Annotated in this window: 17 protein-coding genes, 1 tRNA gene and 1 pseudogene; 10 read left to right on the forward strand and 9 right to left on the reverse strand. The window is 48.7% G+C overall.

The genetic code is table 11. The features are described 5' to 3' along the window. Window positions 1-57: 57 nt before the first annotated feature. Together BP71_RS18435 and BP71_RS18440 are read left to right on the forward strand one after the other, a co-directional pair. Window positions 58-969, forward strand: a complete 912-nt coding sequence (locus BP71_RS18435; RefSeq protein WP_496381814.1) for an SPFH domain-containing protein — start codon at window positions 58-60, stop codon at window positions 967-969. Between the two features lies 1 nt (window position 970). Beyond that, window positions 971-1,405, forward strand: coding sequence for an NfeD family protein (locus BP71_RS18440; RefSeq protein ID WP_496381816.1), 435 nt, complete (start codon window positions 971-973; stop codon window positions 1,403-1,405). Window positions 1,406-1,467: 62 nt separating this feature from the next. On the opposite strand, the gene pafA (BP71_RS18445) is transcribed toward BP71_RS18440, so the two are convergent. The 3 genes from pafA (BP71_RS18445) to BP71_RS18455 all read right to left on the reverse strand — a co-directional run bounded on the left by pafA (BP71_RS18445) (window position 1,468) and on the right by BP71_RS18455 (window position 7,812). Continuing rightward, complete coding sequence (pafA, locus tag BP71_RS18445) at window positions 1,468-3,090, reverse strand: alkaline phosphatase PafA (RefSeq protein ID WP_496381871.1); 1,623 nt, start codon at window positions 3,088-3,090, stop codon at window positions 1,468-1,470. 106 nt (window positions 3,091-3,196) lie between these two features. Continuing rightward, window positions 3,197-4,870, reverse strand: coding sequence for an alkaline phosphatase PafA (gene pafA / locus BP71_RS18450; protein ID WP_496381818.1), 1,674 nt, complete (start codon window positions 4,868-4,870; stop codon window positions 3,197-3,199). A gap of 131 nt (window positions 4,871-5,001) precedes the next feature. Beyond that, window positions 5,002-7,812 (reverse strand): M16 family metallopeptidase, encoded by a 2,811-nt coding sequence (locus BP71_RS18455; protein ID WP_496381820.1) that lies wholly within the window; start codon window positions 7,810-7,812, stop codon window positions 5,002-5,004. A gap of 210 nt (window positions 7,813-8,022) precedes the next feature. Between BP71_RS18455 and BP71_RS18460 the strand changes: the two genes are divergently transcribed. Next, window positions 8,023-8,418: a hypothetical protein gene (locus tag BP71_RS18460; protein WP_496381822.1), complete on the forward strand. Its 396-nt coding sequence runs from the start codon at window positions 8,023-8,025 to the stop codon at window positions 8,416-8,418. A gap of 26 nt (window positions 8,419-8,444) precedes the next feature. Then, on the forward strand, window positions 8,445-8,969 hold the full coding sequence (locus BP71_RS18465) for an acyl-CoA thioesterase (RefSeq protein WP_496381824.1): 525 nt from the start codon (window positions 8,445-8,447) through the stop codon (window positions 8,967-8,969). Here the strand turns inward: BP71_RS18465 and BP71_RS18470 are convergent. Then, entirely contained in the window at window positions 8,959-13,563 is a 4,605-nt protein-coding gene (locus tag BP71_RS18470) for a translocation/assembly module TamB domain-containing protein (protein WP_496381826.1), read from the reverse strand. The two genes, BP71_RS18465 and BP71_RS18470, sit on opposite strands and share 11 nt — an antisense overlap. A 69-nt stretch (window positions 13,564-13,632) precedes the next feature. On the opposite strand from BP71_RS18470, the gene tsaD reads away from it, so the two are divergent. Genes tsaD through BP71_RS18490 form a run of 4 tightly spaced genes read left to right on the forward strand, consistent with a single transcriptional unit; the run spans window position 13,633 to window position 18,430 of the window. Further along, a complete protein-coding gene (gene tsaD, locus BP71_RS18475; RefSeq protein WP_496381828.1) occupies window positions 13,633-14,631 on the forward strand; it encodes a tRNA (adenosine(37)-N6)-threonylcarbamoyltransferase complex transferase subunit TsaD in 999 nt (332 codons plus the stop codon). Window positions 14,632-14,655: 24 nt separating this feature from the next. After that, window positions 14,656-16,290 carry a T9SS type A sorting domain-containing protein gene (locus BP71_RS18480; RefSeq protein WP_496381830.1) on the forward strand — a complete coding sequence of 545 codons (1,635 nt, stop codon included), beginning with the start codon at window positions 14,656-14,658 and terminating at the stop codon, window positions 16,288-16,290. Next, window positions 16,287-17,621 carry an IPT/TIG domain-containing protein gene (locus BP71_RS18485; protein ID WP_496381832.1) on the forward strand — a complete coding sequence of 445 codons (1,335 nt, stop codon included), beginning with the start codon at window positions 16,287-16,289 and terminating at the stop codon, window positions 17,619-17,621. The genes BP71_RS18480 and BP71_RS18485 overlap by 4 nt, the downstream gene beginning before the upstream one ends. 8 nt (window positions 17,622-17,629) lie before the next feature. After that, window positions 17,630-18,430 (forward strand): MOSC domain-containing protein, encoded by an 801-nt coding sequence (locus tag BP71_RS18490; RefSeq protein ID WP_496381834.1) that lies wholly within the window; start codon window positions 17,630-17,632, stop codon window positions 18,428-18,430. A gap of 81 nt (window positions 18,431-18,511) precedes the next feature. Here the strand turns inward: BP71_RS18490 and lpxA are convergent, their stop codons facing one another. The 4 genes from lpxA to BP71_RS18510 form a co-directional block, all read right to left on the reverse strand. Then, window positions 18,512-19,318: an acyl-ACP--UDP-N-acetylglucosamine O-acyltransferase gene (gene lpxA, locus BP71_RS18495; protein WP_496381836.1), complete on the reverse strand. Its 807-nt coding sequence runs from the start codon at window positions 19,316-19,318 to the stop codon at window positions 18,512-18,514. Continuing rightward, entirely contained in the window at window positions 19,315-20,706 is a 1,392-nt protein-coding gene (locus BP71_RS18500; protein ID WP_496381837.1) for a bifunctional UDP-3-O-[3-hydroxymyristoyl] N-acetylglucosamine deacetylase/3-hydroxyacyl-ACP dehydratase, read from the reverse strand. Before BP71_RS18500 ends, lpxA begins: the two co-directional genes overlap by 4 nt. 51 nt (window positions 20,707-20,757) lie before the next feature. Further along, window positions 20,758-21,798 carry a UDP-3-O-(3-hydroxymyristoyl)glucosamine N-acyltransferase gene (lpxD, locus tag BP71_RS18505; protein WP_496381839.1) on the reverse strand — a complete coding sequence of 347 codons (1,041 nt, stop codon included), beginning with the start codon at window positions 21,796-21,798 and terminating at the stop codon, window positions 20,758-20,760. A gap of 80 nt (window positions 21,799-21,878) precedes the next feature. Further along, window positions 21,879-23,111, reverse strand: a complete 1,233-nt coding sequence (locus BP71_RS18510; RefSeq protein WP_496381841.1) for an HD domain-containing protein — start codon at window positions 23,109-23,111, stop codon at window positions 21,879-21,881. 220 nt (window positions 23,112-23,331) lie between these two features. Between BP71_RS18510 and BP71_RS18515 the strand changes: the two genes are divergently transcribed. Further along, a tRNA-Ile gene (locus tag BP71_RS18515) sits at window positions 23,332-23,405 on the forward strand. A 681-nt stretch (window positions 23,406-24,086) separates the two neighbouring features. Here the strand turns inward: BP71_RS18515 and BP71_RS18520 are convergent. Continuing rightward, the gene (locus tag BP71_RS18520; protein WP_496381873.1) at window positions 24,087-24,644 is read right to left on the reverse strand and encodes a DUF5990 family protein; all 558 of its coding nucleotides are present in this window, start codon (window positions 24,642-24,644) and stop codon (window positions 24,087-24,089) included. Window positions 24,645-25,362: 718 nt separating this feature from the next. Between BP71_RS18520 and BP71_RS18525 the strand changes: the two are divergent. Next, window positions 25,363-26,240, forward strand: a pseudogene (locus BP71_RS18525) (hypothetical protein); the annotation flags it as partial.

Consider the following 26,240-nt stretch of genomic DNA (forward strand, 5'->3'; position numbering starts at 1 on the left):
GATAGGAATGCAGGGCGGTTATGTCTATTTTCGCAATAGACCTTAAACCGACTTGTTATGACCCCTTTTATCGTTCTGCTCGTACTGGTAGTCCTTACTATTCTGATGACCGTCAAGGTAGTACCACAGCAAAGTGCCTACGTCCTGGAACGTCTGGGTAAGTTCTACGCAGTCCTTCAACCCGGTGTCAACTTCATCATCCCTTTCTTCGACCGGATCGCATATAAATACACACTCAAAGAAGCTGCCGTCGACATTCCCGAGCAAATATGTATTACCCGCGATAATGTGCAGGTGCGTATGGACGGAGTCATTTTCATTCAGGTAATCGATCCCAAAAAAGCTGCTTACGGCATCGCTGACTATACTTTTGCTGTGATTCAGCTGGCTCAAACCACCATGCGGAGCGAAATAGGCAAGCTGGATCTCGATAAAACATTTGAAGAGCGCATGACCATTAACCGGGCCGTGGTGGAATCCATCGATGAAGCCGCTACCGGATGGGGTGTAAAAGTATTACGCTATGAAATCAAAAACATTACTCCGCCCCAGAGCGTACTCATTGCTATGGAAAAACAGATGCAGGCAGAACGTGAACGACGGGCGGTAATCCTCCAATCGGATGGGGAAAAACAGGCGGCGATCAATGTAGCTGAAGGACAAAAACAAAAAGTAGTGCTGGAATCGGAAGGCATCCGGCTCAGACAAATTAATGAGGCGGAAGGCGAGGCTTCCGCTTTGAAATCGGTTGCAGAAGCTACCGCGGAAAGTATCAGGCTCGTTGCCCGGGCAATTCGGGAAGAAGGAGGTTCCGAAGCCGTGCAATTAAAAGTGGCTGAAAATTATGTGGAACAATTCGGTAAAATAGCCAAAGCAGGGAATACCCTCATTCTGCCCGCTAACCTCGCCGATATGGGCTCCCTGATCGCCACGGCATTAACAGTTGTCAAATCTGAACCGAAGAAATAGTATGGATTTGTCAATGCCGCAAATATGGCTGATCGTCGGGCTGGTAATGCTGCTGGCTGAACTGGTAAGTGTCCTGCTGGTATTTGTTTTTTTTGCCACAGGCGCATTAATCACCTCTCTCCTCACCTCAATAGGGCTATTACCCACTACCGAGAGTCAGATTCTTGCATTTTCAGCCATTTCATTAATTTCATTGCTTGTCCTGAGAAAACATGTCCGCAAATTACTCGACCGCCGGGCTCATCCGGAATACAATGAATTCGTCGGGGAAACAGCGATGGTCATCCGCGATATCCCAGACGAGGGTGAAGGCCGCATCTATTACCGGGGCGCCGAGTGGAAGGCGATATCTGAGAGCCATCACTCCATCACCGCCGGAAGCAAGGTAGTCATCAAGAAAACAGACGGAATAGTCCTGATCGTGGAGGAATCCTGATTTCTAAAAAACTAAAGGCCGGAACATCATCCCGGCCTTTGATTTTTTTAACAAGTAAGTACTTATTTTTTCAATGCTTCCTCGACCGGCATTCCAATGTTCCCGCTGGCAGGCAGAATGTGCAGAAGCGAAGCAACCGTAGGCGCAATGTCGCATACCGAAGTCCGTTTCAGAGTCTCTCCTTTCTTTACACCCCAACCAAACATGACAAACGGTACCTGGGTATCGTAATTGTAAGGCGTTCCGTGCGAAGTTCCCGTTGAAGTCCCGTAGAACCAACCCGGTTGCGAGATGACTTGTAAATCGCCGCTCCGTTTTGCATTCACATTGTTTTTGTACAATTCCAGTTGATAGGTATTCAGGGGAGCCTTACCCATGTCCGTCAGGTCGAGCACATCGGCAATGCCCGGTACCGTCAGCGCGGCATCCCGTACAACACTGGCCACAGACGCTATGGTAACATTCTTTTTTCTCAACATGGCGTGATCCAGATACAACTGGTTATTGTCAGTCGCCACCACATATTTGTCTTTCCCGAATGCCTCATTCAATGCATCGGTCACGACAGTAGTCAACAATTTCCTATCCACCAGCCCGGCTGGGAGTTTGTGTTCCTTCGCGAATCCGGGAACATCTACCACGCCATGATCCGCGGTGAGGAAAACGGTATATTCACCTTTACCTACCCAGCCGTCCAGAAAATTGAACAAATCGGCAAATTCTCTGTCCAGCCGCAGGTAATCGTCCTGTTGCTCCATTGAATTGGGGCCTACACGATGCCCGATCTTGTCAGGTGATGAAAAGCTGATCGCCAGGAAATCGGTATCGGCTCCCTTTCCGAGCTTCTCGCCCTTGACAGCCTCAATGGCCATCTCTTTCGTGATCGTATTACCCCAGGGCGTATCTGTCACTATACCAAATGCATCACCCGACATCCCCATCAGCTCATACGGAAAAACAGGTTTTTTAGCACCGGGAAGCTTGCCCTCCCAGGCAACATCGTCGGGAGAACTTTGTACATAGGCTTCGGCAGGCAAGAGTAACTGCCAACCTTTTTTCAGGTATTCCGCGGGCATTTTTTTAGCATTGTAATCTTTCGCCCATTGTGGCAAATCGTCCATATAATAAGTACTGGTCACCCAGTTTCCGGTTTTGGAATCGAACCAGTACGCCGCGTTGGCCGCATGACCTGCGGGAAGGATCGAGCCACGGTCCTTGATGGCCACACCAATTGTTTTGGAACGGAAGTTAGTTGCAATACGAAGTTGATCGGTTACCGTGCTCACCAGCAAGTTCTTAGGAGACATTTTACCAACCGCAACATTGCTACTGCCCACGGTTTTGACCGTACTGTCCTCCACACAATAAACATCCTGCTTTGCAATGGGATCATACCACTCATTTCCGACTATTCCGTTAATCGCTGGAATGGAACCCGTGTACGCGGAGGCGTGTCCGGCAGCGGTGACTGTCAATGCATAGCTGTAATGATTGTTCCGGCAGTTGAACCCTTCATTCATCATACGTTTGAAACCTCCTTCGGTATATTGGTCATAATACCGATAGAGGTAATCGTAACGCATCTGATCGACCACGATTCCGACCACAAGTTTAGGACGGGCAAGCGCTGATGTTTTGACGGCAGCCTTTTTTGGAGTTTGCGCATAAATGGCCGTAGACGCCATCGCAGCCAACATCCAACAGGATAATTTTCTCACAGTTAAGGGATTTAGATAAAACAAAAAAACGCGGGACCGGTGAACCGGCCCGCAGGATCAAACAATTAAAGGTCTATTTTTTCAAAGCTTCCTCAATCGGGTTGCCCACATTACCGCTTGGAGGCAGAATATGTAACAATGCCGAGATGGTAGGTGCAATATCAGCAATGGTGGTTCGACGCAGCGTTTCTCCTTTATTGACACCCCATCCATAAAGCAAGAACGGTACATGCGTATCGTAGTTGTAAGGCGTACCATGGTCGGTGCCCGTAGATGACGATGAAGCAAACCAGCCCGGTTGCACCAGCACCTGCAGATCACCGCTGCGTTTGGCATTGATGTTATTTTTGAATAGCTCCAGTTGATAGGTGTTCAGCGGTGCACGTCCCATATCACGCAGGTTGATGAGATCCGCAACACCGTCCACGTCTAACAGCGCGTCACGCAACGTCTGGTGTACGTCAGCCACGGTGATCTTCTTCTCTTTCAGTTTTGCTTTGTTGAGGTACAACTGGTAATTCTCGAATGCCGAAATATATTCCGCCTCTCCATAAGTATCGTTCAATGCCTTCACGATCGTTCTCGTCAGTGTAGTCGCATTCATCAATCCGGCGGGCAGCTTATGCTCCTGCCAGAAGGCCGGGACGTCCATCGCACCATGGTCGGCAGTGAGAAAAACGGTGTAGTTGCCTTTTCCGGCCCAGCCGTCAAGAAAATTGAAGAAGTCGGCAAATTCCGCATCGAGTTTCAGATAATCATCCTCCTGTTCCACCGCATTGGGCCCAAACATATGACCAATGCGGTCCGGCGAAGAGAAGCTTACTGCCAGGAAATCGGTTTCCGCACCTTTACCCAGATTTTCACCTTTGATTGCGGCGATTGCCATTTCTTTGGTGATCGTATTGCCCCACGGCGAGGTGGTCAGGGGACCGTAGGCATCGCCAGCATTGCCGGTGAGGTCGTGCGGGAAGACAGGCTTGGTTGCGCTGGATAATTTGCCCTCCCAGGGTACATCGTCAGGGGAGCTTTGGGTATATTGTTCAATGGGTAAAAGCGTATTCCAGCCTTTCCCCATATACAGGGCCGGTTTTTTCTGGCTGTTATAATCGGCAGCCCATTGTGGTAATGCGTCCATGTAATAAGTACTGGTCACGAAATTGCCAGTCTTGGAATCAAACCAATAAGCACCAGAAGCCGCATGCCCGGCGGGCAGGATCGACGCCCTGTCCTTGATGGCGACGCCGATCGTCTTTGACCGGAAATTCGTTGCAATGCGCAACTGATCGGTAACTGTACTTACCAATAGATTTTTGGGAGACATTTTACCCACGGTAACGTTATTGCTGCCTACTGTCGCCACCGAATTATCGTCGGTACAATAAACGTTTTTGCTTTGCCCTGCATCATACCAATCATTCCCCACAATCCCATTGATACCCGGTATTGAACCGGTGTATACCGCAGAATGCCCAGCCGCCGTAACAGTCAGAGCATAGTGATAATGATTGTTCCGGCAGTTAAAGCCTTCATTCATCAGCCTTTTCAACCCGCCTTCCTTGTACTTATCATAGTAGCGGTAGAGATAGTCATAGCGCATTTGATCCACTACCATGCCCACTACCAATTTGGGTCTGGCTAACCTGGACGACGTGCCGGCGGGCTTGGGTTTGGTCTGACTGAAAACCGAATGGCTCAGTATCAGTCCTGCGAACAAAACACTGAGAAGCGGATGGGAGATTAATTTCATTGGAGAAGTTAATTGCAGCGGTAAAGCTCTTTGTAAATACTCGGCAAAGATAAAGATGTACTACGTTTAAAAGCAGAAAACCGGCGCGCTTTTCGCTACCGGCTTTCCTGCATAATGATCGGCACATGCTTTTATTTTTTCTCGCTGCCGCCTAACTGCGCAGGTGCGCCTGCCGCAGGCGCGGCTTTTTTGGCTTTTTCAAAATCACCCGCCTTGATGATCACAAGCTTATTATAATCGATGTGCTTGTTGAATGCCGCTTTGATCTGCTCAGGAGTGAGTGCTTCGACCTTTTTCTCAAAATCGGCATCCCATTGCATGGTCCGGTTCAGGTACAGATTGCTCGTCAACGTATTCGTCAGCGAAGCATCCTGCGACCTCGCTACCTGCCTCGACTGAAGGTATCCCGATTTGGCGGCTTTCAGCTCATCGGCGGTAAAGCCTTCCTTCATCACTCTGTCAATTTCTTCCTTGAACGCAGCTTCCAGCTTTTCCGCGTTCTGAGGCGCGTAAATAGCATAGGACATAAATGTACCGTTCTTATCCAGCGGGCTGGCCGAGAACTGCGAGCCTACGCCATAGCTCAACCCCTCTTTCTGGCGAATGCGAGTTGCCAGACGCGAGTTCAGGAAGCCTCCGCCCAACATGTAGTTACCCAAAATCAGCGCGGGGTAGTCGGGATCGGTATCCTGCAAAGGCATATTCAGACCCGCAATGAACATTGCGTTAGCCTTATCAGGCGTTTCCACCGATTTGTTTTCGGCTTTCACAGGCTGGTAGGGTGATGCGATGCGGGTAAAAGCTTTCGCGCTTTTCCAGTTCCCGAACTCGTCGTTCAGAATCTTCTGGATCTGGTCTTTGTCAAAATCCCCTACCACGGTGGCCGACGCGTTGTTCGCTCCGTAAAAGTCTTTGTGGAACTGACGGATCTGGTCGATGGTGGTTGCTTTGATACTCGCCACGTCTTCATCGAATGTACCGATATAACGGATATCCGTTTTAGGATAAGGTGAAACGATTCGACGGTACTGGTTGAAAGCAATGGCCTGTGGTTCGCTGCGTTGCGACTCAATGCCCGCGAGCTCTTCCTGTTTCAGTTTTTCAAACTCATTTTCATCGAACGACGGGGTTTTAAGTACTTCTGCAACGAGCTTCATTACCGCCGGCAGATTTTCTCGGGTCGTCTCGATACTCGCGCCAGCCTGGTTATTGGCTCCAAAAAAGCTTACCCTTGCCTTCAGATTATCAAACTCGTCTTTTACCTGCTGACGGGTCTTGGTTTTGGTCCCTTTATCCAGCATGGAACCTGTCAGGTCGGAGATCGTCGCTTTGCTTTGCAGGCTCTTCTCATCCCCGTACCGCAATGTAATACGGGCAGCTACCACATTCCCGCGGGTTTTCTTAGGCAATAATGCCGTTTCGATCGTATTGGCTTTTTCTACACGCGCTGTGCGGCTTTCCACATTGGCCGGTGACGGGTCAAATGCCTCTCCCTCAGCCACCACGGCTTCCCCTTTGTAATTCTTGACAAGATCCTCCACTTTGGGTGCCTCCGGAATCTCCGCCCGCACAGGATTAGACTCCGGCATAAAAGATCCGAGTGTCCTGTTCGATGGTTTGAAATAAAATTGCGCAACCCGGAAAACGTCTTCCGGTGTCACCTTCCGGATGTTATCGCGGAAGAGGAACGCCAGTCGCCAGTCGCCGGTAGCAATGGCTTCGCTGATACTTAGCCCGACCCTTTCCGAATTACGAAATTCCAGGTCCCAGTTTTTAAGGATCGTCGTTTTGGCCCTTTCCACATCTTCTTTCGAAGGTTTGAGGACGGCCGCGGAGTCGAGCGTGGCTACGAAAGCTTTTTTGGCTTCTTCCAGGGATTTCTCTTTAAGGATCTCGGCACCGAACAAGACAAAACCAGGGTCAAACAACTGAAAGCTGAAACCAAATTCCGAGGATGCCTTTTTAGTCTCCACCAGATTTTTGTAAAGTCTGCCGTTCGGCTCCGTCGTCAGCAGTTCGGTAAGGACTTCCATGGCCGGATAGTCCGCGTGAGAACCTGGCATGATATGATAGGCTGCCATCAGCATCTGCACATCCCCAGTTCTTTTCAATTCTACGAAGCGCTCGCCGTCCTGGGTAGGCTCTACTGTATAGGATTTCGGGAGCACCCGGGTGGGCTTTGGTATTTTGCCAAAATAGTCGTTGATCATCGCCAGTGTCTTACCCTCATCGATTTTCCCAGCGACTGTCAGCACCGCGTTGTCAGGTTGGTAGTACTTCCGGTAAAAGCCCTGAAGGTTTTCAATGGGCACCCGCTCAATGTCGGAACGGTTGCCAATAGTAGACTTCCCGTAGTTGTGCCACAAAAATGCACCGGAGATTACCCGCTCCATCAACACCCTGAACGGGCTGTTTTCCCCGGATTCAAACTCATTACGGACCACACTGAACTCGCTGTCGAGATCCTTCTTGGCGATAAATGAATTCACCATCCGGTCCGACTCCAGATCCAGTGCCCATTTGAGGTTTTCTTCAGTTGCTGAAAACGTTTCAAAATAGTTGGTTCGGTCGTACCAGGTCGTCCCATTGGGTCGTGCGCCGTGCTCGGTGAGCTCCTGCGGGATATTGGTGTGCTTTGGAGAGCCTTTGAAAACAAGGTGTTCGAGCAAATGCGCCATCCCTGTCTCGCCATAACCTTCGTGCCGGGAACCGACCAGATAAGTAACATTCACGGTGATCGTCGGCTTGGATGGGTCCGGGAACATTAGCACTTTTAGCCCGTTTTCCAGGCTGTATTCCGTAATCCCCTCAACAGAGGTCATTTTCGTAACTCCCTTCGGTAATTGTTGCGCATCGGCGGCTCCCGCCAGCATGACAGCCAGCATCACTCCGGCCCATGAACGACGCCCGAACAAATTTGTTCTTTCAGATTTCATGACCATACTAAAATGAATTAGTTTAGATTTACAATCCCTGAAAATAATGCAGATAATCCCATTTCGCAATGGGTTGGTGACAAATGGCAAAATAATACGCGATGCAACAAACACCCTTCCCTGTGTGTACCCATGTTCAGGCACACGCCCGGGAATCACTATACGGAATTCTTTCAGGCTATTCTTGGTTAAAAAACAGTCCCTCAATTCAAAGTAATGAATACGAGTAAAAGCATCCCATTCATTTTCACCCTGTTCACCGGTCTTCTGCTCCTGGGCTGCGTTGGGAATGGAATCCCGATTTCATCCAATACCAAATACCCGATTGAAGTGCTCTATGACAGCCAGCCGCTGGAACGTCCGTATTCCGAGATCGGGATTGTCGAAATTGGCAGCGAAGATTCACTGACGGAACGGCAGACGCAGGATAAGCGGATGATGTTCAGGGGTAACGACGCCAAAACCAAAGAACTGCTTACCGCGCGGCTGGTGATCAAGGCACAGAAGATCGGGGCGGACGCAATCATCAATGTCAAATATAAGTATTACACCAGCGTCAAGCAGGAAGGATACATGCTAAGCGGGCTGGCTGTGCGCTATCGCGGCGAATAACACTTCTAACAACATAATCCGAAACCATGCTCTTTACTGCCAAACTATCCGACATGCCCGTCGAAGCGGAATCGCGGGTCATCATTCGTTTCCAGGACTGCGATCCGCTGATGCATTTGAATAATTCCAAATATTTCGATTATTTCTTCAATGCACGGGAAGATCAGGTGTCAAAACTGTATGGTTTTAGTTTCGAAGCAATGTTTCGTGAATTGCGTACTAGCTGGGTTGTGTACCAGCATCAGATCGCGTACGTAAGACCTGCGCGTATCAGCGAATGGGTACGCATTACCTCGCGTGTGATCTACTTCAATGAGGATACGATGGTCACCGAATACTTTATGACCAACGATCTGCGGACTGAATTGAAAACCGTCCTCTGGACTACCTCCAAACATATCAGCATTGCCAACGGCCAGCGTGTACCCCATCCGCAGGAGGTTATGGATTACCTTTCCACTACCTGTGTTCCGGGGCTGGATTTCCATAGCCTGCATTTCAACGACCGCATTCATGCGATTAAGCAGGAACTGGCACTGGCTAACGTGTAGATTGCTTTTCCGAAAGTAATTTTTTTCCCGCAGTAGTGTCCTGTTTGGTGGAATCTGCCGGCAAAAAAGGAATTCTGACACCCGGCTTCGGCGCGCGCGCGAATCGGTTGAAACTGTGCGTGAACTGCATACTTACACCGCCCGTCGTAAAAGTACCATTGTTGAACATCAGGTTATTCTGAATGTTCCGGTTATAGGCCTTCACCCGAACCGAGCCCCGGCTGTTTAGCCAATATTCGAGGGTCCATTCACCAAGCAGCGTGCCCGCATCGTACTGTGACGCGCCGGTTTGAGACTGCGTGCCTGATGTAAAGCGCCCATCCCGCGTCACGCGGAAACGATCGTTCAGGAAACGGTAGGAAAACCGCAACTGCAGGTTGTTCAATGCATTCTGGTCCAGCGACAACCCCGAAACCCCCACTTCCAGGTTCTCATTGATCCCCGAGGCCCAGCGACTGATCTGGTTCGAAACCAGCTCGCTGATACTGCTTCCGAGGAAGTTCTGGCTCCCTACTGTAGCCAGGCTGGTTTCGGGCAATAACTGATTAACAACCAGCAAGCTGCTCACTTGCCGGCTCAATTCCTGTTCATCCGACTTCAGTTTATTCTGAAATGCTTCAAGCTGCCCCCGGTAAGTACTCAACGAAGGATTATCAAGGATTTTCAGGTCATACCGGATCGTAGGCGACATCAGCCGCTCGGACAACCCGATCGTAACTTCGACGGGATATCTCCTTGACAATGCATCACCACTATTGCCACCAAGATTGCTGGTATTGGGTAGCACGCCAGCCAGCGACACCATCTGGGTATAGCCTGCTTTGATGTCTAACTGCGCGCCATACGGGTCGCCAGACCACACGATCCTGCTGCCTGGCTTAATGCTGAATTTTTTGTTGATGATATTCTGAAGGGTAAAATTGTACTCGCCCTTTTCGATCTCATAGGTACCGGCCATGGTAAAATCACCCTGGGTATCGATGTTGAGATTCAGACGACCGCTGCCATTTCCCCGGAGTACATCACCAGTCTGCCGGTCGAAAATGATCTCGCAGGTAGCGTCTGGGGTCAGGTTGAAATTGAAATCCATTTTGATCCCACCGGCAATCTGGCGGCGGCCCGCTGAATCGACCGGCGCGGTGGAAGTACTGTCGGCCACAGGCATTTTACTTACAAACTGGATATAATCCTGCGTGGTTACTTCCGTGGCACCGTCCAGCGGGATATGAATTTTCGTGCCCTTGTTACTCGTCACATTGGCTTCGATATTAAGGTTATCGATGGGGCCGAACACGGCAACCGGGCCTGTGACATAGGCTGTTCCGTAAAAGGTATCGTTATCTTTCGCATTGGTGTTCAGGATCTTGAAATTACGCAGATCGGCATTAAAGCCCAGCGAAAAATACTTGAAGCCATCATGAAAAACCCCGCCCCGCAACGTCGCCGTATTGCCGTCGGCATCGGTAAGGAGTATGTTGTTCACCGTAATTTCGCTCTCGCTGAAATTGACCTTATCGCTGAAAGTGAACACTGACTGAAGGTAATCAAATTTCATCCTGCCCTTATCCACCATCAGTGAACCTTCCAAAACCGGAGCATCCACTACGCCCTTGATCAAAACGACTCCTTGCGCCGTTCCGCTGACTCCGGAAATAAGCCCTTCCGCAAAGGGTTCCAGGGCCTTGAAATCGATCTGATTGAAAATGGCTTTGAGATTCAGCGTATTGGTCGCTAGTTTGGGTCGGTAAGAGCCAACCAGATCGAAAACCCGTCGCGCATTCTTGCTCAGCTGCGCATCGATCTGCAATTCACTACTGGTTTGGTCCCAATCTCCCGTCCCCGACAAGTTACCAAATTCATACTGACCGTATCCCAGGCTTTCAATCGCAAAGCTCGCGTCCAGGATCACACTGTTATAAACATCTTTGACTTTGGCATTCCCGTCCATGATGCCTGCGAGCTTGGTATTGAATACGGGGTTCAGACTGGCCAGTTTGAAGTTCTTAATATCGAGGAAAAGGCTTTTGTCGGGAATTTCCGAGGCTGTACCGCTCAAAAATATCCGCTGTTTGCCACTCACCAGTCCGACGTTTGACATAGTAATATCACTGCCGACGATCGATATCAGACTTTCAGAAGGCACATTCCATTCTTCGTCCAGCAGGTATAACTTCGAGTTTTTGAACCCGATGTCCAGACCTGCCGGCAGAAAGCGGATTTCTCCTGCCAGATTCGCCCGGTTGGTGCTCTTCACCTGATGGATGGCCCCACCGAAATCGATATGATCGACATCCCAGGTACCTTCCAGCTCCATTTTCTCAGTCGGCACCATCTTGCTCAACTGCTGTTTATCCGAAGTCACCAGAATCGATGCGAGTACCTCCGCATTGTTTACGAACTTGGAAGTGGTCACATCTACTTCCGAGTCGATGAATTGATTCACTCCGTAACGCACGGTATCGGAGGATGCGTTGAGTGTCAGGAACGCAGTGTTGCCCATTTTAAAAGCTCCTTCTGCCCGCGCCCCTCTGGAGACATAGATATCGGGGCTCAGAAAGGCCAGGAAACGAGACAGGTTATGGGTCTCCACTGAATAATCGATCTCATACCGGTCTGAAACAGACTTTGATGGCTTCCGCTCGTAGTAGCTGTTGCGGCTGGCCTCATTATCGAAGAAATAAAGTTTATATTCTTCCAAAACCTGGCTAACGTCCTTCCACGCCCGGGTAGGAAGAAAATTCCCTTCCACATTAGCCGTTAAAAACTCACTTTCCAGGCGCAAACTTCGCTTGTCGGCTTTCTGACGGGATGAAAGAACAAGCGTATCGATCACCAGGTTACGCTCCTTGTTGGTCATAACCAGGTATGTATCCAGCAATTTCGCGTCCCCTGTCAGTTCATCCACCGTATTGCCGGTAACATTGACGTTCAGCTGTGTCCGTAATGTGATGGGATCCTGGCTGAATCCGAGCTCCCTCAAATTGGCCTTTTCGATTAATCCCCTGACATCGAATGTATTCTGCTGCTTGGAAAGGTCGAACTCCCCGTCCAGGCTGACTACCAGATTGCTATCCCGCGCGCTGACCAGGCCATTGAAATACTGGTTTTGCAAATTGCCTTTCAGGCGGATATTTTTATAATCATAGTTTCTGAAACCGATCCTTTTCACCAGCGCATTCATATCAGTGGAAGCCGACGCAAGTTCCAGGCCCTTCCCAAATATTTTACCTTCAAAATCGAGCTCCTGCCAGTTGTCCTCATCTTCCAGCAGCGTCCCCAATGCAAATGCAGATGTTTTGACTTCTCCCGAGTAAGTAGTTGTTTTAGCGTCAGCAATATGAAATACCAGGTCGCCTGCCACCTCTCCTAACTCCGACGACGCAGACGCATTCACCGCGAAGTCTTCAAGCGTACCTTTAAAAGTACCATCCAGCAATGTGTAGCCGAACTTCTGTAAGTCCTCATGCATATCCCATTCCGGATAGTATTGCACAAGATCCATCGGATCGACTTTCGACAATGATAACCGGATGTCCATCAAGACGCCTTCTATGGTCGGTAATCCTTTGAACCCTATGTCGCCGACCAGCCGGCTGTTTTTCCCGAAATGCAGGTCGGTGTCCGACAATATAAAATCGTCCACTTTCCCATTAAAATCTCCCGAGATCTGCCATGTCTCATTCAGGCCATCGATATAGCTGGAAAACAATCCGAGATCGCGCGAATCTACCTGGCTGCGTACCAGGTGTCCTTTCATTCGTATCTTATGGTTGAAATCCCCGAGCTCCCCGGAGCGGTTATAGTAGAAGATCACCTCGTCCTTCAGATGCGAATTGCCGATGCGCGCATCAAGCTCTTTCAATTCCATCTTTTTTTGGCAAAACAAAAATCGGGTATCCAGATCGTGCATTTCGAGCCCCGTCTGCTTGTCGATGGTTTTGAGGTTTTTGGCAAGAAACGAAATGGTGTCGCCTTGTACCAGAAAATTGTTGAGCTCACCGTAGAGATGGTTCAGCTTGAAATGCGAATAGTCGAATACCCGGTCCCCACGATCCCGAGGCCTGCGGGGATCATCATAACCAAATGTTCCATCGATCACCTTGGCCTTTCCGATGATAAACGGAGTGTTATTTTCAGGTGTACCGGGGGGCCGCGGAACAGCCGGGGCTGTCAGTTCATTGATCCGCGCGATGAAACCGTCGATATTCAGGTCTCCCGATTTCGGTACGATCACCAAATGGACATCGGGCTGGAATACATTGACTTCGTCCAGAAATATTTCCCTGGCCGAGTTTTCGATGATGTTATTGAGATTGAGATTAACGTCGATCCGGCCCACGTCGATCATGTCGGCGCCCGACGAGTCCTTTACCGACACGCCTTCCAATGATACGACGTCAAACCACTTGATATTGACTTTTTGGATAGAAACAGGGTAGCCCAACTTTCCGGAGACATTCTCGGTGAGATACCCTACTGCCCAGGTCTGCACCGATGGCAGCTGCAACGCCGTCGTAGCGATCCCAAGCGCCAAAAGCACGAAGATGAAAACTACAATCAGACCATTACCAAGCCCCTTCAGGAATTTTAACATATACAGCTTCGCAGCAGGATACTGCTTATCTTATTGTTAATGCTTAATTTTGCGAATATTTTCGGCAATATGAACATCCTCGCCATAGAATCGTCGTGCGACGAAACCTCCTCAGCTGTAATTACAAACGGGAATATCCGCTCCAATGTTGTTGCTACGCAACTCATCCACACCCTATATGGCGGTGTTGTCCCTGAACTTGCTTCGAGAGCTCACCAGCAACATATCCTGCCTGTGGTGGATAAAGCACTGAATGATGCAAAAATAGCAAAAAAAGACCTGGATGCCATTGCTTTCACGAAGGGACCCGGTTTGTTGGGCGCATTACTGGTGGGAACTTCCTTTGCCAAATCCATGGCGCTGGGCCTCAACATTCCATTGATAGAGATCAATCACATGCAGGCCCATGTGCTGGCGCACTTTATCGACGATCCCAAACCCGCATTCCCTTTCCTTTGTCTGACTGTGAGCGGAGGCCATACCCAGATTGTCAGGGTTACCGGCCCGTTACAGATGGAAATCATCGGAGAAACGCGCGACGACGCGGTTGGTGAGGCATTTGATAAAACCGCGAAGCTACTGGATCTGCCCTATCCTGGCGGCCCCCTGATCGACAAATATGCTGCCGCTGGAAACCCGCAGGCCTACCCGTTCCCGCTACCCGAAATGCCGGGACTTGACTTTTCTTTCAGCGGTATCAAGACTTCTTTCCTTTATTTTTTGCAAAAACAGGTTCGCGAGAACCCTGAATTTATCCGGGAAAACATAGCAGACATTTGTGCGAGCATTCAGCACACGCTGATAGACATCCTCCTTAAAAAGTTAAAAAAAGCGGCCCGCGAAACGGGTATCCGGGAAATTGCGATCGCTGGTGGCGTGTCTGCCAATTCCGGCTTACGCAGATCCTTGCAAGCGCTTGGCGATCAGCTGGGTTGGAATGTCTATATTCCCGCATTTGAATATTGCACAGATAACGCGGCGATGATTGCTATTGCAGCCCATTACAAGTTTCTGGCCGGGGAGTTCTGCGACCAGACGGTAAGCCCGCTGGCCCGCATGGAGTTTTAAAAGGCATGGATAAACCGGGAATTTATGAAACACTTTTGCTCAGCATTTGTATTTGTCGCTTTCCTCTTCTTTCACTATCATTTTATTGCGGCACAGACACCCCAACTGCTCCGTGAAGACCTGGCGATCAAACCGGTTTTCCGAATTACCGGCACGGACACCCAGACCCGGATTATCTATGATCCTTCCGACAAATCTTTTTACACCATCGCCTGGAATGGCGAACTATACCACCTCACAGCCACAACCACCGGAGGTTACCAGGTACAGAGACTTGCCTCGGCGGAAGATCACGGGATCAACTATCTGCAAGGGCTCGCTTTACACGACGGAACGCTGTATCTCGTTGGCAACGTTGTGATCAAACAAGGGATATCAGGCTATGGAAAAGGGGTAAAAGCTAAAATCAACAGCAGTAAGCCCATCTGGACCGAAGTGTTCAGGACCGCGGAGCATGCTTCCTCCAAAACACTTTACGATCACGCTTTCAGTGCGATCTGCTTTTCTCCGGATGGAAAAGACATGTATATTGCCAGCGGTTCCCGGACTGACCACGGAGAAGTCAAGGACAATGACGGACTATATCCGGGCCTTCGCGAAGTTGCCCTGACGAGCTGCATATTCAAGCTGCCGACAGATACAGAAAAACTGCTGTTACCAAACGACTCCGCCGCGCTTGCGCCTTACGTGCATGTACGAGGCGTTCGGAATGCATTCAGCCTGGCCTTTGCGGCTAACGGCGATCTGTTCAGTGTCGAAAATTCCGGCGACCGCGACGACCCCGAAGAAATGAACTGGATCAGAGTCGGCGGGCATTACGGCTTTCCGTGGGAAATGGGCGGAAATGATACACCTATGCAATTTGCGGGTTATAAAGCGGATGATGACAAACTCGTTAACCGGGCTTACACCGCCTATCAGATCGGTGCATTTCACGACGACAAACTGTATCCCCAAAAACCACAAAACCTCACCTACTACCACCCGATCAGGAATGCCGGACCGGATGCGGACAAATACCGGGATTCTGTTACCGGCAAAGTAGTGGATGCCAGCGATAATGGAACCTCAATCAGTACATTCACCGCGCACCGCTCGCCACTGGGCCTCGTTTTTGACACGCAATCGACTTTTAGTGGTGAGTATCAAGGGAAAGGCTTTGTACTGAGCTATCAGGAAGGTTCAGCCAACTATGGTCCCATGCAAGAAGCCGGAAGGGACCTACTAATGTTGAATTTGAAGAAAAACGCAGCAGGCGACAACTACACGCTAAATGCCTACCGTATTGCGGCGGGTTTTATAGAACCTACGGACGCAGAGATTGTCGACAATAAATTATATATACTTGAAGGCCAGGGCCAAATCTGGGAGGTTACATTTCCCAAGGAAGTCGTGACCGGAACGGAGCCCAGCCATGAACTTTTCAAAGTTTACCCCAATCCGATCCGCGGAAAGATGCAGATCGGAGGTCTTGGCAAGCAAATATCCATCGAGGTCACAGTAACAGACGTTGCTGGTCGGATTCTGATCCGTAAGCCTTGCAGCGTAACGAATGGAGGAACGGAACTGGATGTGTCGCAGCTCGGTGCAGGAACTTACTTTTTGAAAGTGGAATCACAATCCGGGAAGATGACTTCCAAATTTATTGTTAACCCATGAGATCACCTGTTTGCCTCTTGCCGGCGTTGTTTTTCCTGGCGATATTTTCCTGCAAGGATGCCGGGGCACCTACTCCGCCGGATACCGGCCACGATCCCGTGATAGAATTCACTGGATTTTCGCCATTGTCAGGAAAAAAGGGTACTATAATCACGTTACGCGGTAAACACTTCGGCAGTGACGTTTCCAGGATCTCACTGAAGATCAACGGGCTTGCCGCAGCTATTAAAGCTGCCGCGGACAGCACGATTACCGCTACGGTACCTGACCGATGCGGTTTGGGAAAACTGACATTAACCATGAACGGCAAAGAGCTGGTATCTGGCGAGGCATTCCGTTATCTGTACACTGCAACGGCTCATTATTTTTCAGGAAGCAGCCAGGGTTACGCCGACGGCTTACCCGCGTCTTCCAAATTTTTCCATAATTACAACATTGCTATTGCCGGTGACGGTGCTTTTTTCGTCGCCGATCAAATCAACTGCATGATCCGGCGCATTGAAAAGGACGGTACGGTTTCAACCGTTGCGGGCATTGAGCGGCAATCGGGCTACCAGGATGGGAAAAAGGGGACAGGCAAGATGATGTTCCCGATTGGTGTCGAATCTGCCCAGGACGGCTCCATTTATGTGGCCGACTACGACAATCATGCAATACGAAAAATTCTCCCGGACGGTACATTAACAACCCTCGCAGGCCACCCCGACCGGCCGGGCCTGACCGACGGTAACCTGACCACTGCCCGTTTCAAACGACCCTATGGCGTCAAACTGGATCAGGCCGGTGTTCTATGGGTTTGCGATGGCGAGAACAATGTGATCCGGAAGATCTCCCCGGACGGCCAGGTTACGACATTTGCCGGCAGCACGCAGGGTTATGCCGACGGCAAGTTGCGCGAAGCTCAATTCTATATGCCCGTGCATTTAACCCTGGACAAAAACGGCAATGCTTTCGTAGCCGATAAACATAACCATTGCATCCGCAAGATCAGCACCGACGGTATCGTCAGCACGGTTTCGGGCACCCCTACGCAAAACGGGCACAAGGATGGAAAAGCAGGTGAAGTCCTGTTCAACCAACCCAGTAGTGTGCAGGTCGACCAGCTCGGCAATATTTATGTAACCGACCTCTATAATCATTGTATCCGCATGGTATATCCCGACGGCTATGTAGTTACCCTTGCAGGAAAACCGGGTGCAACCGGTTATGCAGAAGGCGCCGGAGACCATGCGCTTTTTCACTATCCGCAGGGCTGCGTTCTGGACAAAGACGAAAATCTTTTTGTTACTGATTCATACAATGAACGCGTCCGTAAACTTGTGATTGAATAACAATGGCCATGACATTATCAGAAATATGGATTTACCCCATCAAATCACTCGGTGGGATCAGGCTTACAAACGCGCAGGCACAGGAAAAAGGCCTGCAGTATGACCGCCGCTGGATGATCATAGATGAGAAAAATGTTTTTATCACCCAGCGCGTATTCCCTAAAATGGCGCTCATCGATGTGGAAATACATGAACGCGGATTAAAAATTTTCCTGCGGACCGATCCCGGTGATTTTGTGACAGTACCATTCATTCCACGCTCGGCAAATCCTGTAACCGTGACTGTCTGGGATGACATTACCGATGCCGTTACGGTCACCGAGGAGGCGGATACCTGGCTCAGCAGGCAACTCGGGCTCAGTTTAAGCCTGGTGATGATGCCGGATTCGACAGCACGCAAAGCAGACCCGCGTTACGCGCATAACAACGAGAATGTCAGTTTTGCCGATGGATTTCCCTACCTGATCATTTCACAGGCCTCACTGGATGAACTCAACGGTCGCCTGGCTGAACCCATTACCATGCGGCGGTTCCGTCCTAATTTCGTCGTCAGTGGTACCCAACCTTTTGAGGAGGATACCTGGAAGAATATCGCCATTGGAGATCAACGGTTTGAGGTGGTAAAACCCTGCGCGAGGTGCGTCCTCACTACCATCGACCCGGAAACTGGTCAGAAAGGCGCTGAGCCCTTGAAAACACTCTCCGGATACCGACGATCAGGCAATAAAATACTGTTTGGACAGAATGTGGTATTGGTAAAAGGCGGAGGCGAAATCCGGGAAGGTGACCCGCTGATTGTGCTAGGCTAGAGCATAAAAAATGCCCCCTGAAGTATTTAACTTTTGGGGGCATCCAGAATGGTACTCTTTAATATAGCTGGTCCGTCTAAACTAGGCTTCGGTTTCGCTCGCCCCACTTGTCTGGAAGGGACTTTTCATGATTCCGCGCTCCGAATTGCGGATAAAATTGATAATCTCGTCGCGTTCATTGGAAGGAGCCATTTCGAGCTCGATCTTTTGAAGTGCTTCTGCATTGTTCAACCCCTTCATATAGATGTAGCGATAGATATTCTGGATATCGACGATCTTCTCGTTGCTATATCCCCTGCGGCGTAACCCCACCGAATTGATTCCAACGTAGGATATGGGTTCGCGGGCAGCTTTGGTAAAGGGCGGAACGTCTTTTCGCACCAGCGAAGCTCCAGAAACAAATGCATGAGCGCCAATCTTCACAAACTGATGGACCGCACTCAGCGCACTGACGATCGCCCAGTCACCCACATGTACGTGTCCGGCCATCTGCACATTGTTTCCGATAATGCAATTGCTTCCCACCCGGCAATCATGTGCTACGTGGGCATACGCCATGATCAGGCACTCCGAACCCACGACGGTTTTCCAATGCTCTTCCGTACCCCGGCTGATCGTCGCATACTCGCGGATCGTCGTATTGTCGCCTATGATGGTCAACGTGTACTCGTTATTGTATTTCAAATCCTGAGGAGTGGCTGAGATAACAGCGCCAGGAAAGATTTTACAGTTTTTTCCAATCCGCGCTCCGGAGTTGATTACAGCGTGTGAACCTATCCAGGATCCTTCCCCGATCTCTACATCGGCATGGATCATTGCAAAGGGTTCAATTTCTACATTCTGAGCAATCCTAGCGTCAGGATGGATATATGCTAATGATTGAGTCATTTTTTCTTTACCAGGCTTGCTATCATGTCCGCTTCACACACCAGCTGTCCGGCTACGTATCCCCGGCCACTCATTTTGACGATCCCTCTCTTCATTGGAGACGTAAATTCACATTTAAAGATAACTGTATCGCCGGGAAAAACGTTACGTCTGAAACGGCATGCATCGATCCCGATCAGGTATGGCCAGTAGTTATCCGGATCAGGGACACTGGATAACACCAGGATTCCGCCGGTCTGTGCCATCGCCTCCAGTTGTAAGACTCCGGGCATTACAGGGTTACCGGGAAAGTGTCCCAGGAAAAACTGCTCGTTGATCGTGACATTCTTAACTCCCACCACACTATTCTCGTCCAAAGCGATGATCTTATCGATCATCTGGAATGGATAACGGTGCGCCAAAAGCTGCCCTATCTGATTAATATCGAAGACCGGCGCCTTGTTCGGGTCATATTGCGGGATGTCGCCCTTTCCGGATTTGATCAGTTTCTTAATTTTCTTGGCCAATGCTACGTTCGCAGCATGTCCCGGACGCGCCGCGAGAATCTGCGCCTTGATCGGCCGTCCCACTAATGCGAGATCTCCTATAAGATCCAACAGCTTGTGGCGTGCCATTTCGTTGGAATAGTGCAGATCCACATTATTGAGAATTCCCTTTGTCTTGTCGACACTCACCTTCGGCTTATTCAATAACTGCGACAGGTGATCGAGTTCTCCGTCCCTCACCTCGCGATCTACGATCACGATGGCGTTCGTCAGGTCACCTCCCTTAATCAGGTTCTGCTTGTACAACGCTTCCAGTTCATGCAGAAAAACGAAAGTCCTGCACGCTGCGATATCTTCCTTAAAAAGGGTAATGTCATTCAGTGAAGCGTGTTGACTGCTGATGACGGTGGAGTTATAGTCCACCATAACGGTCAAACGGTAGTCGGAAAGCGGAAGCGCCACGAGTTCGGTATCCTTTTCCTTATTCTTATAATGTACGTATTCCGGAACTTCAAAATAGTTACGGTAGGCATTCTGTTCTTCGATACCGGCATCAAGCAATGCATCAACGAACTTGATCGAGCTGCCGTCCATGATCGGAGGCTCCGGGCCATCGAGCTGGATGAGCACGTTATCGATCTGCAATCCTACCAGGGCAGCAAGTGTATGTTCAACAGTATGGATCCTGGCGCCGTTCTGTTCGATGGTAGTACCCCTCGAAAGATCCACTACATTATCGACATCTGCATCCACGATCGGCTGGTCGGGTAAGTCAACACGCTGGAATTTATATCCGTGGTTGGCAGGTGCCGGCACAAACGTCATTGTGGCCACAACCCCTGTATGTAAACCCACTCCCGTTACGGATACAGATTTAGAAATGGTTTGTTGTTTTTCGTTCATTATATCTATTTCCTTTTCTACATAAGGTGCGATCAAGCCCGATGGGATGCATCACTGAAAATCGGAGGTTTCCTGTTTACGTTCCAGATCTTTCAGCCTTTCTTCCAGCTCGGGTAGCCTTCGCACCAACGCCATAGACCTTAGGTGTTCGTTCAGATCTCTGGCCGGGGAGCCCGAAAGCGACAGGCCTTCTTTTTTAATGGACTTTCCAAGTCCGCTCTGCGCCCCCAGTTTGGTATTGTTTGCGACCGTAATATGGCCAACCACCCCAACCTGACCTGCTATGACGCATTGTTCGCCGATGGTGGTAGAACCGGATACTCCGGACTGGGCCGCAATTACGGTATTTTTTCCAATCTCTACATTATGTGCGATCTGAACAAGGTTATCTATTTTCACACCTTCCCTGATAATGGTTGAGCCCATCGTCGCGCAATCGATTGTCGTGTTGGATCCAATACTCACATTGTCCTCGATGATCACATTGCCCAACTGCGGGATCCGCTTGTATGAGCCGTCGGCCTGCGGTGCAAATCCAAAACCGTCGCTGCCAATGACAGTATTGGCAAAAATGGTGCAGTTCTTTCCGATAATGGTGTTGTCGTAAATCCTGACACCAGGATGGACCACGGAATAGTCATCTATTTCGACATTATCTCCCAAATAAGCGTGGGGATAAATCTTAACTCCTTTTCCGATCACGCAGTTTTTACCGATGTAGGAAAAAGCACCACGATAACAATCTTCTCCGGTCTCGCTGTTTTCACCGATAAAACTCGGTTGCTCCACGCCCGACTTGCTGCCAGCCAATCTTTTTTGATATTCTTCAAGCAAAATGGTAAACGCGGTGTAGGCATTTTCGACGTAAATCAACGTCGCAGCAATCTCTTTTTTAGGAACAAATTCCTTATTTACAATTACAACTGAAGACTTCGTGGAGTAGACATAGGGCTCATATTTACTGTTGGCCAGAAAGGAAATACAACCCGGCAGCCCCTCTTCAATTTTTGCAGCCGAATTAATTATAATCTGATCATTTCCAACAACAGTTCCATCAAGCATTTGAGCAATCTCGCTGACAGTAAATTTCATATTTATTCGGCTAATTTCGGGTAATAGTGTTCGAGTACGTCGTACAAATTGTTAAATGGGCTTTCTTTTTATGGTCCTGATTAACCACGCAAAGATACATTTTTACCCCAACATACATAGTACTTGCGTACAATCTTAGTCAGGGCTTCGATGGTAGGAATATCGGACGCATCGGCTATATCCAGCAAATCCCCGTTTTTCATTTTTACTCGGATCGGGTCCTGTTCTTTGGCATATGCCCAGTTTGTCGTCTCACCTATAACAAGGAAATAATTCAGATCTGTCGACAGGATACCGGATTTTGACAGCTTTTCACGAAGTGGCATGAGTATCTCTTCTCCTGGCGGCACGTCATAAAAGCTGATTTTAAACAGGTTTCGGTTCAGAAGCATATCACACAATGTAGACAGGACAGGATCCGGATGGCTCTTCCATCCTTTTACAGATGCCCATACGTCATTATCGTCCAGTCCGTTGAATGACCCGAGCAAATCCGGCCTTTTATCAAAGTCTGTGAGCGTAAATCTGTTATTCAGAAAAAGCGCAAAATCCGGGGTGGCAAACAGTTGCTGCCCTTCGGCAGCCAGCTCACGCGCACGATACAGGATCTGTGTGAGCATGGCCTGCGCGCTCAGAAGCGTTTTGTGAAGGTATACCTGCCAATACATCAGCCGGCGTGCATGCAGGAAGTTCTCGATACTTAGAAGTCCTTTCTCTTCTACAACAAGCTGATCCTTGCTGATATCCAGCATTTTAATCAGACGATCGGCACCGATAGAACCCTCAACAACGCCTGTATAAAAACTGTCACGATTGAGGTAATCCATCCTGTCCATATCCAGCTGGCTGGATATCATCTGATGAAAGAATCTTCTGGGGTAGGTTCCCTCGAACATCTGGATTGCAATATCAAGCCTTCCATTCATCTGCCGGTTAAGGTCTTTCATCATTGCCAGCGTAATGGCCTCGTGCGGTACACCCGGAATAACCACACTTTCCAATACATGTGAAAAAGGGCCATGCCCGAGATCGTGAAGCAAAATGGCCGCCTGGGCACCTTCCCATTCAGGCTCCCAGATCATGTGCCCCTTTTCCTGCAAAACCCGAAGCGCCTGGCTCATGAGGTGCATGGCACCCAATGCATGATGGAATCGTGTGTGAAGCGCACCCGGGTATACGATATCAGCCAATCCAAGTTGCCTGATCCGTCTTAAACGCTGAAAATAGGGATGATCTACCAGATCGTAAAGGAGATCCGAGGTGATGGAAATGAACCCGTAAACCGGATCGTTGATGATTTTCCTTTTGTTCAAAGTATATTTTTTGGCAAAAGTAATAAAGAACCAACGGAGAAAAGAAGCTAATCTTGTGGTATTCGTTTGGAGATTTAAACTGATTCGCTAATTTTGCACTCCAAACAAGATTTGGGAACAGGGTCTTGCTTCCAAGCGTTTGTCCAGTCCGTTGATGCAACGGACGACCCGGTGTTCGCTTACGATTTGTAGACGACTGGTTCAATCCCAATATTAAATCGGGCCTATAGCTCATTCGGTTAGAGCAACTGACTCATAATCAGTAGGTGCCTGGTTCGATTCCAGGTGGGCCCACTTGAAAATCAAGGACTTAGCTGTAAAAGCTGAGTCCTTTTTCTTTTTGTTGCAATAAAAGTTGCAATAGTTTTTTGGACGGGGAGGCTGGCATACAAACTACCGAACCAGGACTTTTATGAGCATCTATTTTACTGCAAGCAATTTCAAATCTCGAGGCTTTTAGCGACAACTTATGTTAGTTAAGGAATTACAAACAACAGGTTGATATATCAGCAAATCACCCAAGCCCTCATGGGGTGCAAGAGGCCCCAGGCTCAAATTCCGTCATGTATATATTGATTATCAAGCACTTATATTGAAAACTATAAGTACTTTTAGTTACGTCGAACATTTTTATTGGAGGTTCTTTTAGATTTCTTGGATTTTGAAGGGTATAGATTTAAGTTTTCTCAGTTTTTTTAATCCAAATCTGCCCTCACATTTACGTCTGAACACCGCGGAATCCTGGTAGTTACATTTTTTTCCCCGCCCACATCCTAGGAGGCGCAAGCCAATAACCTCATCAGCTTCATTTTATGCTACAAGTTTTAGCTCCTGTTAGTAAGAAGCTAATGTAAAATTACCGCCAACATCTAGGGCTTTCTGCTGTGCGAATATTACGTGTTACTTCAGCCCGGTATGGTTGCTGATCCAAGACAGAAAAGCTGATGGTATATTCCAATGCTCGGTTGCCTTCGTTCAGTTGGAACTGTAGTCAAATAGCGATATGACGATAAATTCCGAGGCCAGCATAGCAGAAAACCCCTTGTTGTACGCCGTATGAGATTTTATTTTTCGTCTATGATTGTTTAAGATGCCAACCTGCAAAGGGTTTAACTGTCGCACAGTTTGGCCCCCATCCCTACCAGTTCCAGGAACACTAGTTTGCAGCATTGAGTTGCCGGATAATGAATCGATGTCCATCCAAGTAATTCCTGTTAAAGGAATTTTAAGCCGTCTCGACCACATCGTATCAGATTGGCCGGCATATTTGCCGATGTCGATATAAACAAACCTATTATCTGCGGAACCTTGAACAAAACTGCCCGACAATTTGGGAGGTTTATCTTTTGATCTATCACCTTTCACCTTAATTGTAAACGTAAAGGTTAAATCGTTGGATGTAGGAATTTGCTTTTGAACCGTTTCGTAATTGATACCGGCCCCCTTCTGCAGACCAAAAACTACGTTGGCGTGGGTTTGATAAGGATGATTTGAAGTGTTATTTCGGATTCCACTTTTTTTCGAAGAAATCAGTCATTTAAATGGCGTACATCGAGCAGGGCTTAATGCCGGTGGGGAATTTTGTTCCTTCTGCGGGAACCGCTGCTTGGCTTTATTCTATTGTTGAAGTTAAAAATAAAAGTTAAGATTTATTGTTCTGCCCTGGACTCAAGCTGGGATTTGTACAAATCATTAAACCCTTCCAAAGTCCATACGAAAGGCAACACTACCACGGGATCGGAGCGAATGGAGTGGGCGGTGTGATGACGTCCGGCTGCTTTGTGCAACTTGTGTCGTTTCTCTTAGGTGGATGGCTATACCAGAAGCAAATGAAAGTTATGCTTAAAGCTTGCAAGTTGGGAGCGGTAAATTAAAGTTAACAGCATTCGCCCGTGTCGTCGATTAGTTGCTTAGAACGCTTGAACATAACAGTGACAATCACCATTAAAAGTTGTATTATCTGAACAATCCTCCCATGCAACTCTGGGGGCACTTTGTGATTTTATACGCTAAGTATCATCAATTCTGAGGATAGTAACTCTCTCCACGATACCAAAGCCGTTGTAGGAGGCAAGCTATTTATAGCTGTCAAATTAGTAAGGAATCGATGTCGCGAATTTGCTACAAAAAGATCGTAATTTTTATGAAGCATCAGCTGAATGCAGTTTCATACCTTTTCGAGTCCGCATGGAATTGCAAACGAGGGGCTTGGTAGCTAATTGCATGCGACTTTAAACTTTAACTGAAAAGTATGAACCCGAAACCTTTACTCTTAACATTCCTCGCTTCCCTGCTATCCTTGTCACAGACCACGGATCCGGCAGCAGCCACTCATACCCATTCCTCCGCCACATTCCATCCAATTCCACCCAATGGATTGTCAGAAAATTCGCAACTGCCAGCAACCGATATCGACAAATTAAAACAAAGCGACTGGTATGCGACTGCCATGAAAAACATGCAGGAAGGCGAATACCATTTTAATAAAGTAGCAAACAGTAATACTTACAGCACCCCCAACCGGAAAAACAACCTCCGGTTTTATTATGATGAAAAGGGCTTTTCCGTCCAGCCACGCGCGACCCAGATACCTATCGGCGATTACGATATCACTACCGCGCCAGATCAAATCAAACACAAAACCCTTCCAGACTGGAAAATAGCCTTCAACCTGGATAAAAAACAGGTAGGCAAAGGCACCTGGCAGATCAATGGAAGCAAGGCCGAATACCAAACCGAGAATATCACCGTGCAGTATATCAACAACACGGAAGGTATGCGGCAAAATTTCATTGTTCAAAAGCCCTTGTCGGAAGATGAAGAGCTGAAACTGAATTTCAGTGTGCAGACCACATTGAAACAACGGTTGAGCAGCGACCGGCTGCAATTTGTGCATGAGCAGAGCGGTGTGGTTTTGAATTACGAACAATTAAAGGTTTGGGACGCCAATGGCAGGACACTGGCCGCAGCTTTTGAAAAAAATAAGGATGACTATGCGATTCATGTCCAAACAGCCGGTGCAGCATACCCCATCACCATTGACCCGATCAGCACTACGGCTGCCGCGATGACCGAAAGCAACCAGGCAAATGCCAATATGGGCTTTTCCGTAGCCAGTGCAGGGGATGT

The organism is Dyadobacter ginsengisoli DSM 21015, assembly GCF_059568735.1.

Bases quoted from the DNA above. Each gene is read 5' to 3' on its own strand.
- lpxA (WP_496381836.1), bottom strand. From the start codon at position 19,318: ATGACTCAATCATTAGCATATATCCATCCTGACGCTAGGATTGCTCAG.
- lpxD (WP_496381839.1), bottom strand. From the start codon at position 21,798: ATGAAATTTACTGTCAGCGAGATTGCTCAAATGCTTGATGGAACTGTT.
- BP71_RS18470 (WP_496381826.1), bottom strand. From the start codon at position 13,563: ATGTTAAAATTCCTGAAGGGGCTTGGTAATGGTCTGATTGTAGTTTTC.
- pafA (WP_496381871.1), bottom strand. From the start codon at position 3,090: ATGGCGTCTACGGCCATTTATGCGCAAACTCCAAAAAAGGCTGCCGTC.
- BP71_RS18500 (WP_496381837.1), bottom strand. From the start codon at position 20,706: ATGAACGAAAAACAACAAACCATTTCTAAATCTGTATCCGTAACGGGA.
- BP71_RS18460 (WP_496381822.1), top strand. From the start codon at position 8,023: ATGAATACGAGTAAAAGCATCCCATTCATTTTCACCCTGTTCACCGGT.
- BP71_RS18480 (WP_496381830.1), top strand. From the start codon at position 14,656: ATGAAACACTTTTGCTCAGCATTTGTATTTGTCGCTTTCCTCTTCTTT.
- BP71_RS18455 (WP_496381820.1), bottom strand. From the start codon at position 7,812: ATGGTCATGAAATCTGAAAGAACAAATTTGTTCGGGCGTCGTTCATGG.
- tsaD (WP_496381828.1), top strand. From the start codon at position 13,633: ATGAACATCCTCGCCATAGAATCGTCGTGCGACGAAACCTCCTCAGCT.
- BP71_RS18490 (WP_496381834.1), top strand. From the start codon at position 17,630: ATGACATTATCAGAAATATGGATTTACCCCATCAAATCACTCGGTGGG.
- BP71_RS18485 (WP_496381832.1), top strand. From the start codon at position 16,287: ATGAGATCACCTGTTTGCCTCTTGCCGGCGTTGTTTTTCCTGGCGATA.
- BP71_RS18465 (WP_496381824.1), top strand. From the start codon at position 8,445: ATGCTCTTTACTGCCAAACTATCCGACATGCCCGTCGAAGCGGAATCG.
- BP71_RS18435 (WP_496381814.1), top strand. From the start codon at position 58: ATGACCCCTTTTATCGTTCTGCTCGTACTGGTAGTCCTTACTATTCTG.
- pafA (WP_496381818.1), bottom strand. From the start codon at position 4,870: ATGAAATTAATCTCCCATCCGCTTCTCAGTGTTTTGTTCGCAGGACTG.
- BP71_RS18440 (WP_496381816.1), top strand. From the start codon at position 971: ATGGATTTGTCAATGCCGCAAATATGGCTGATCGTCGGGCTGGTAATG.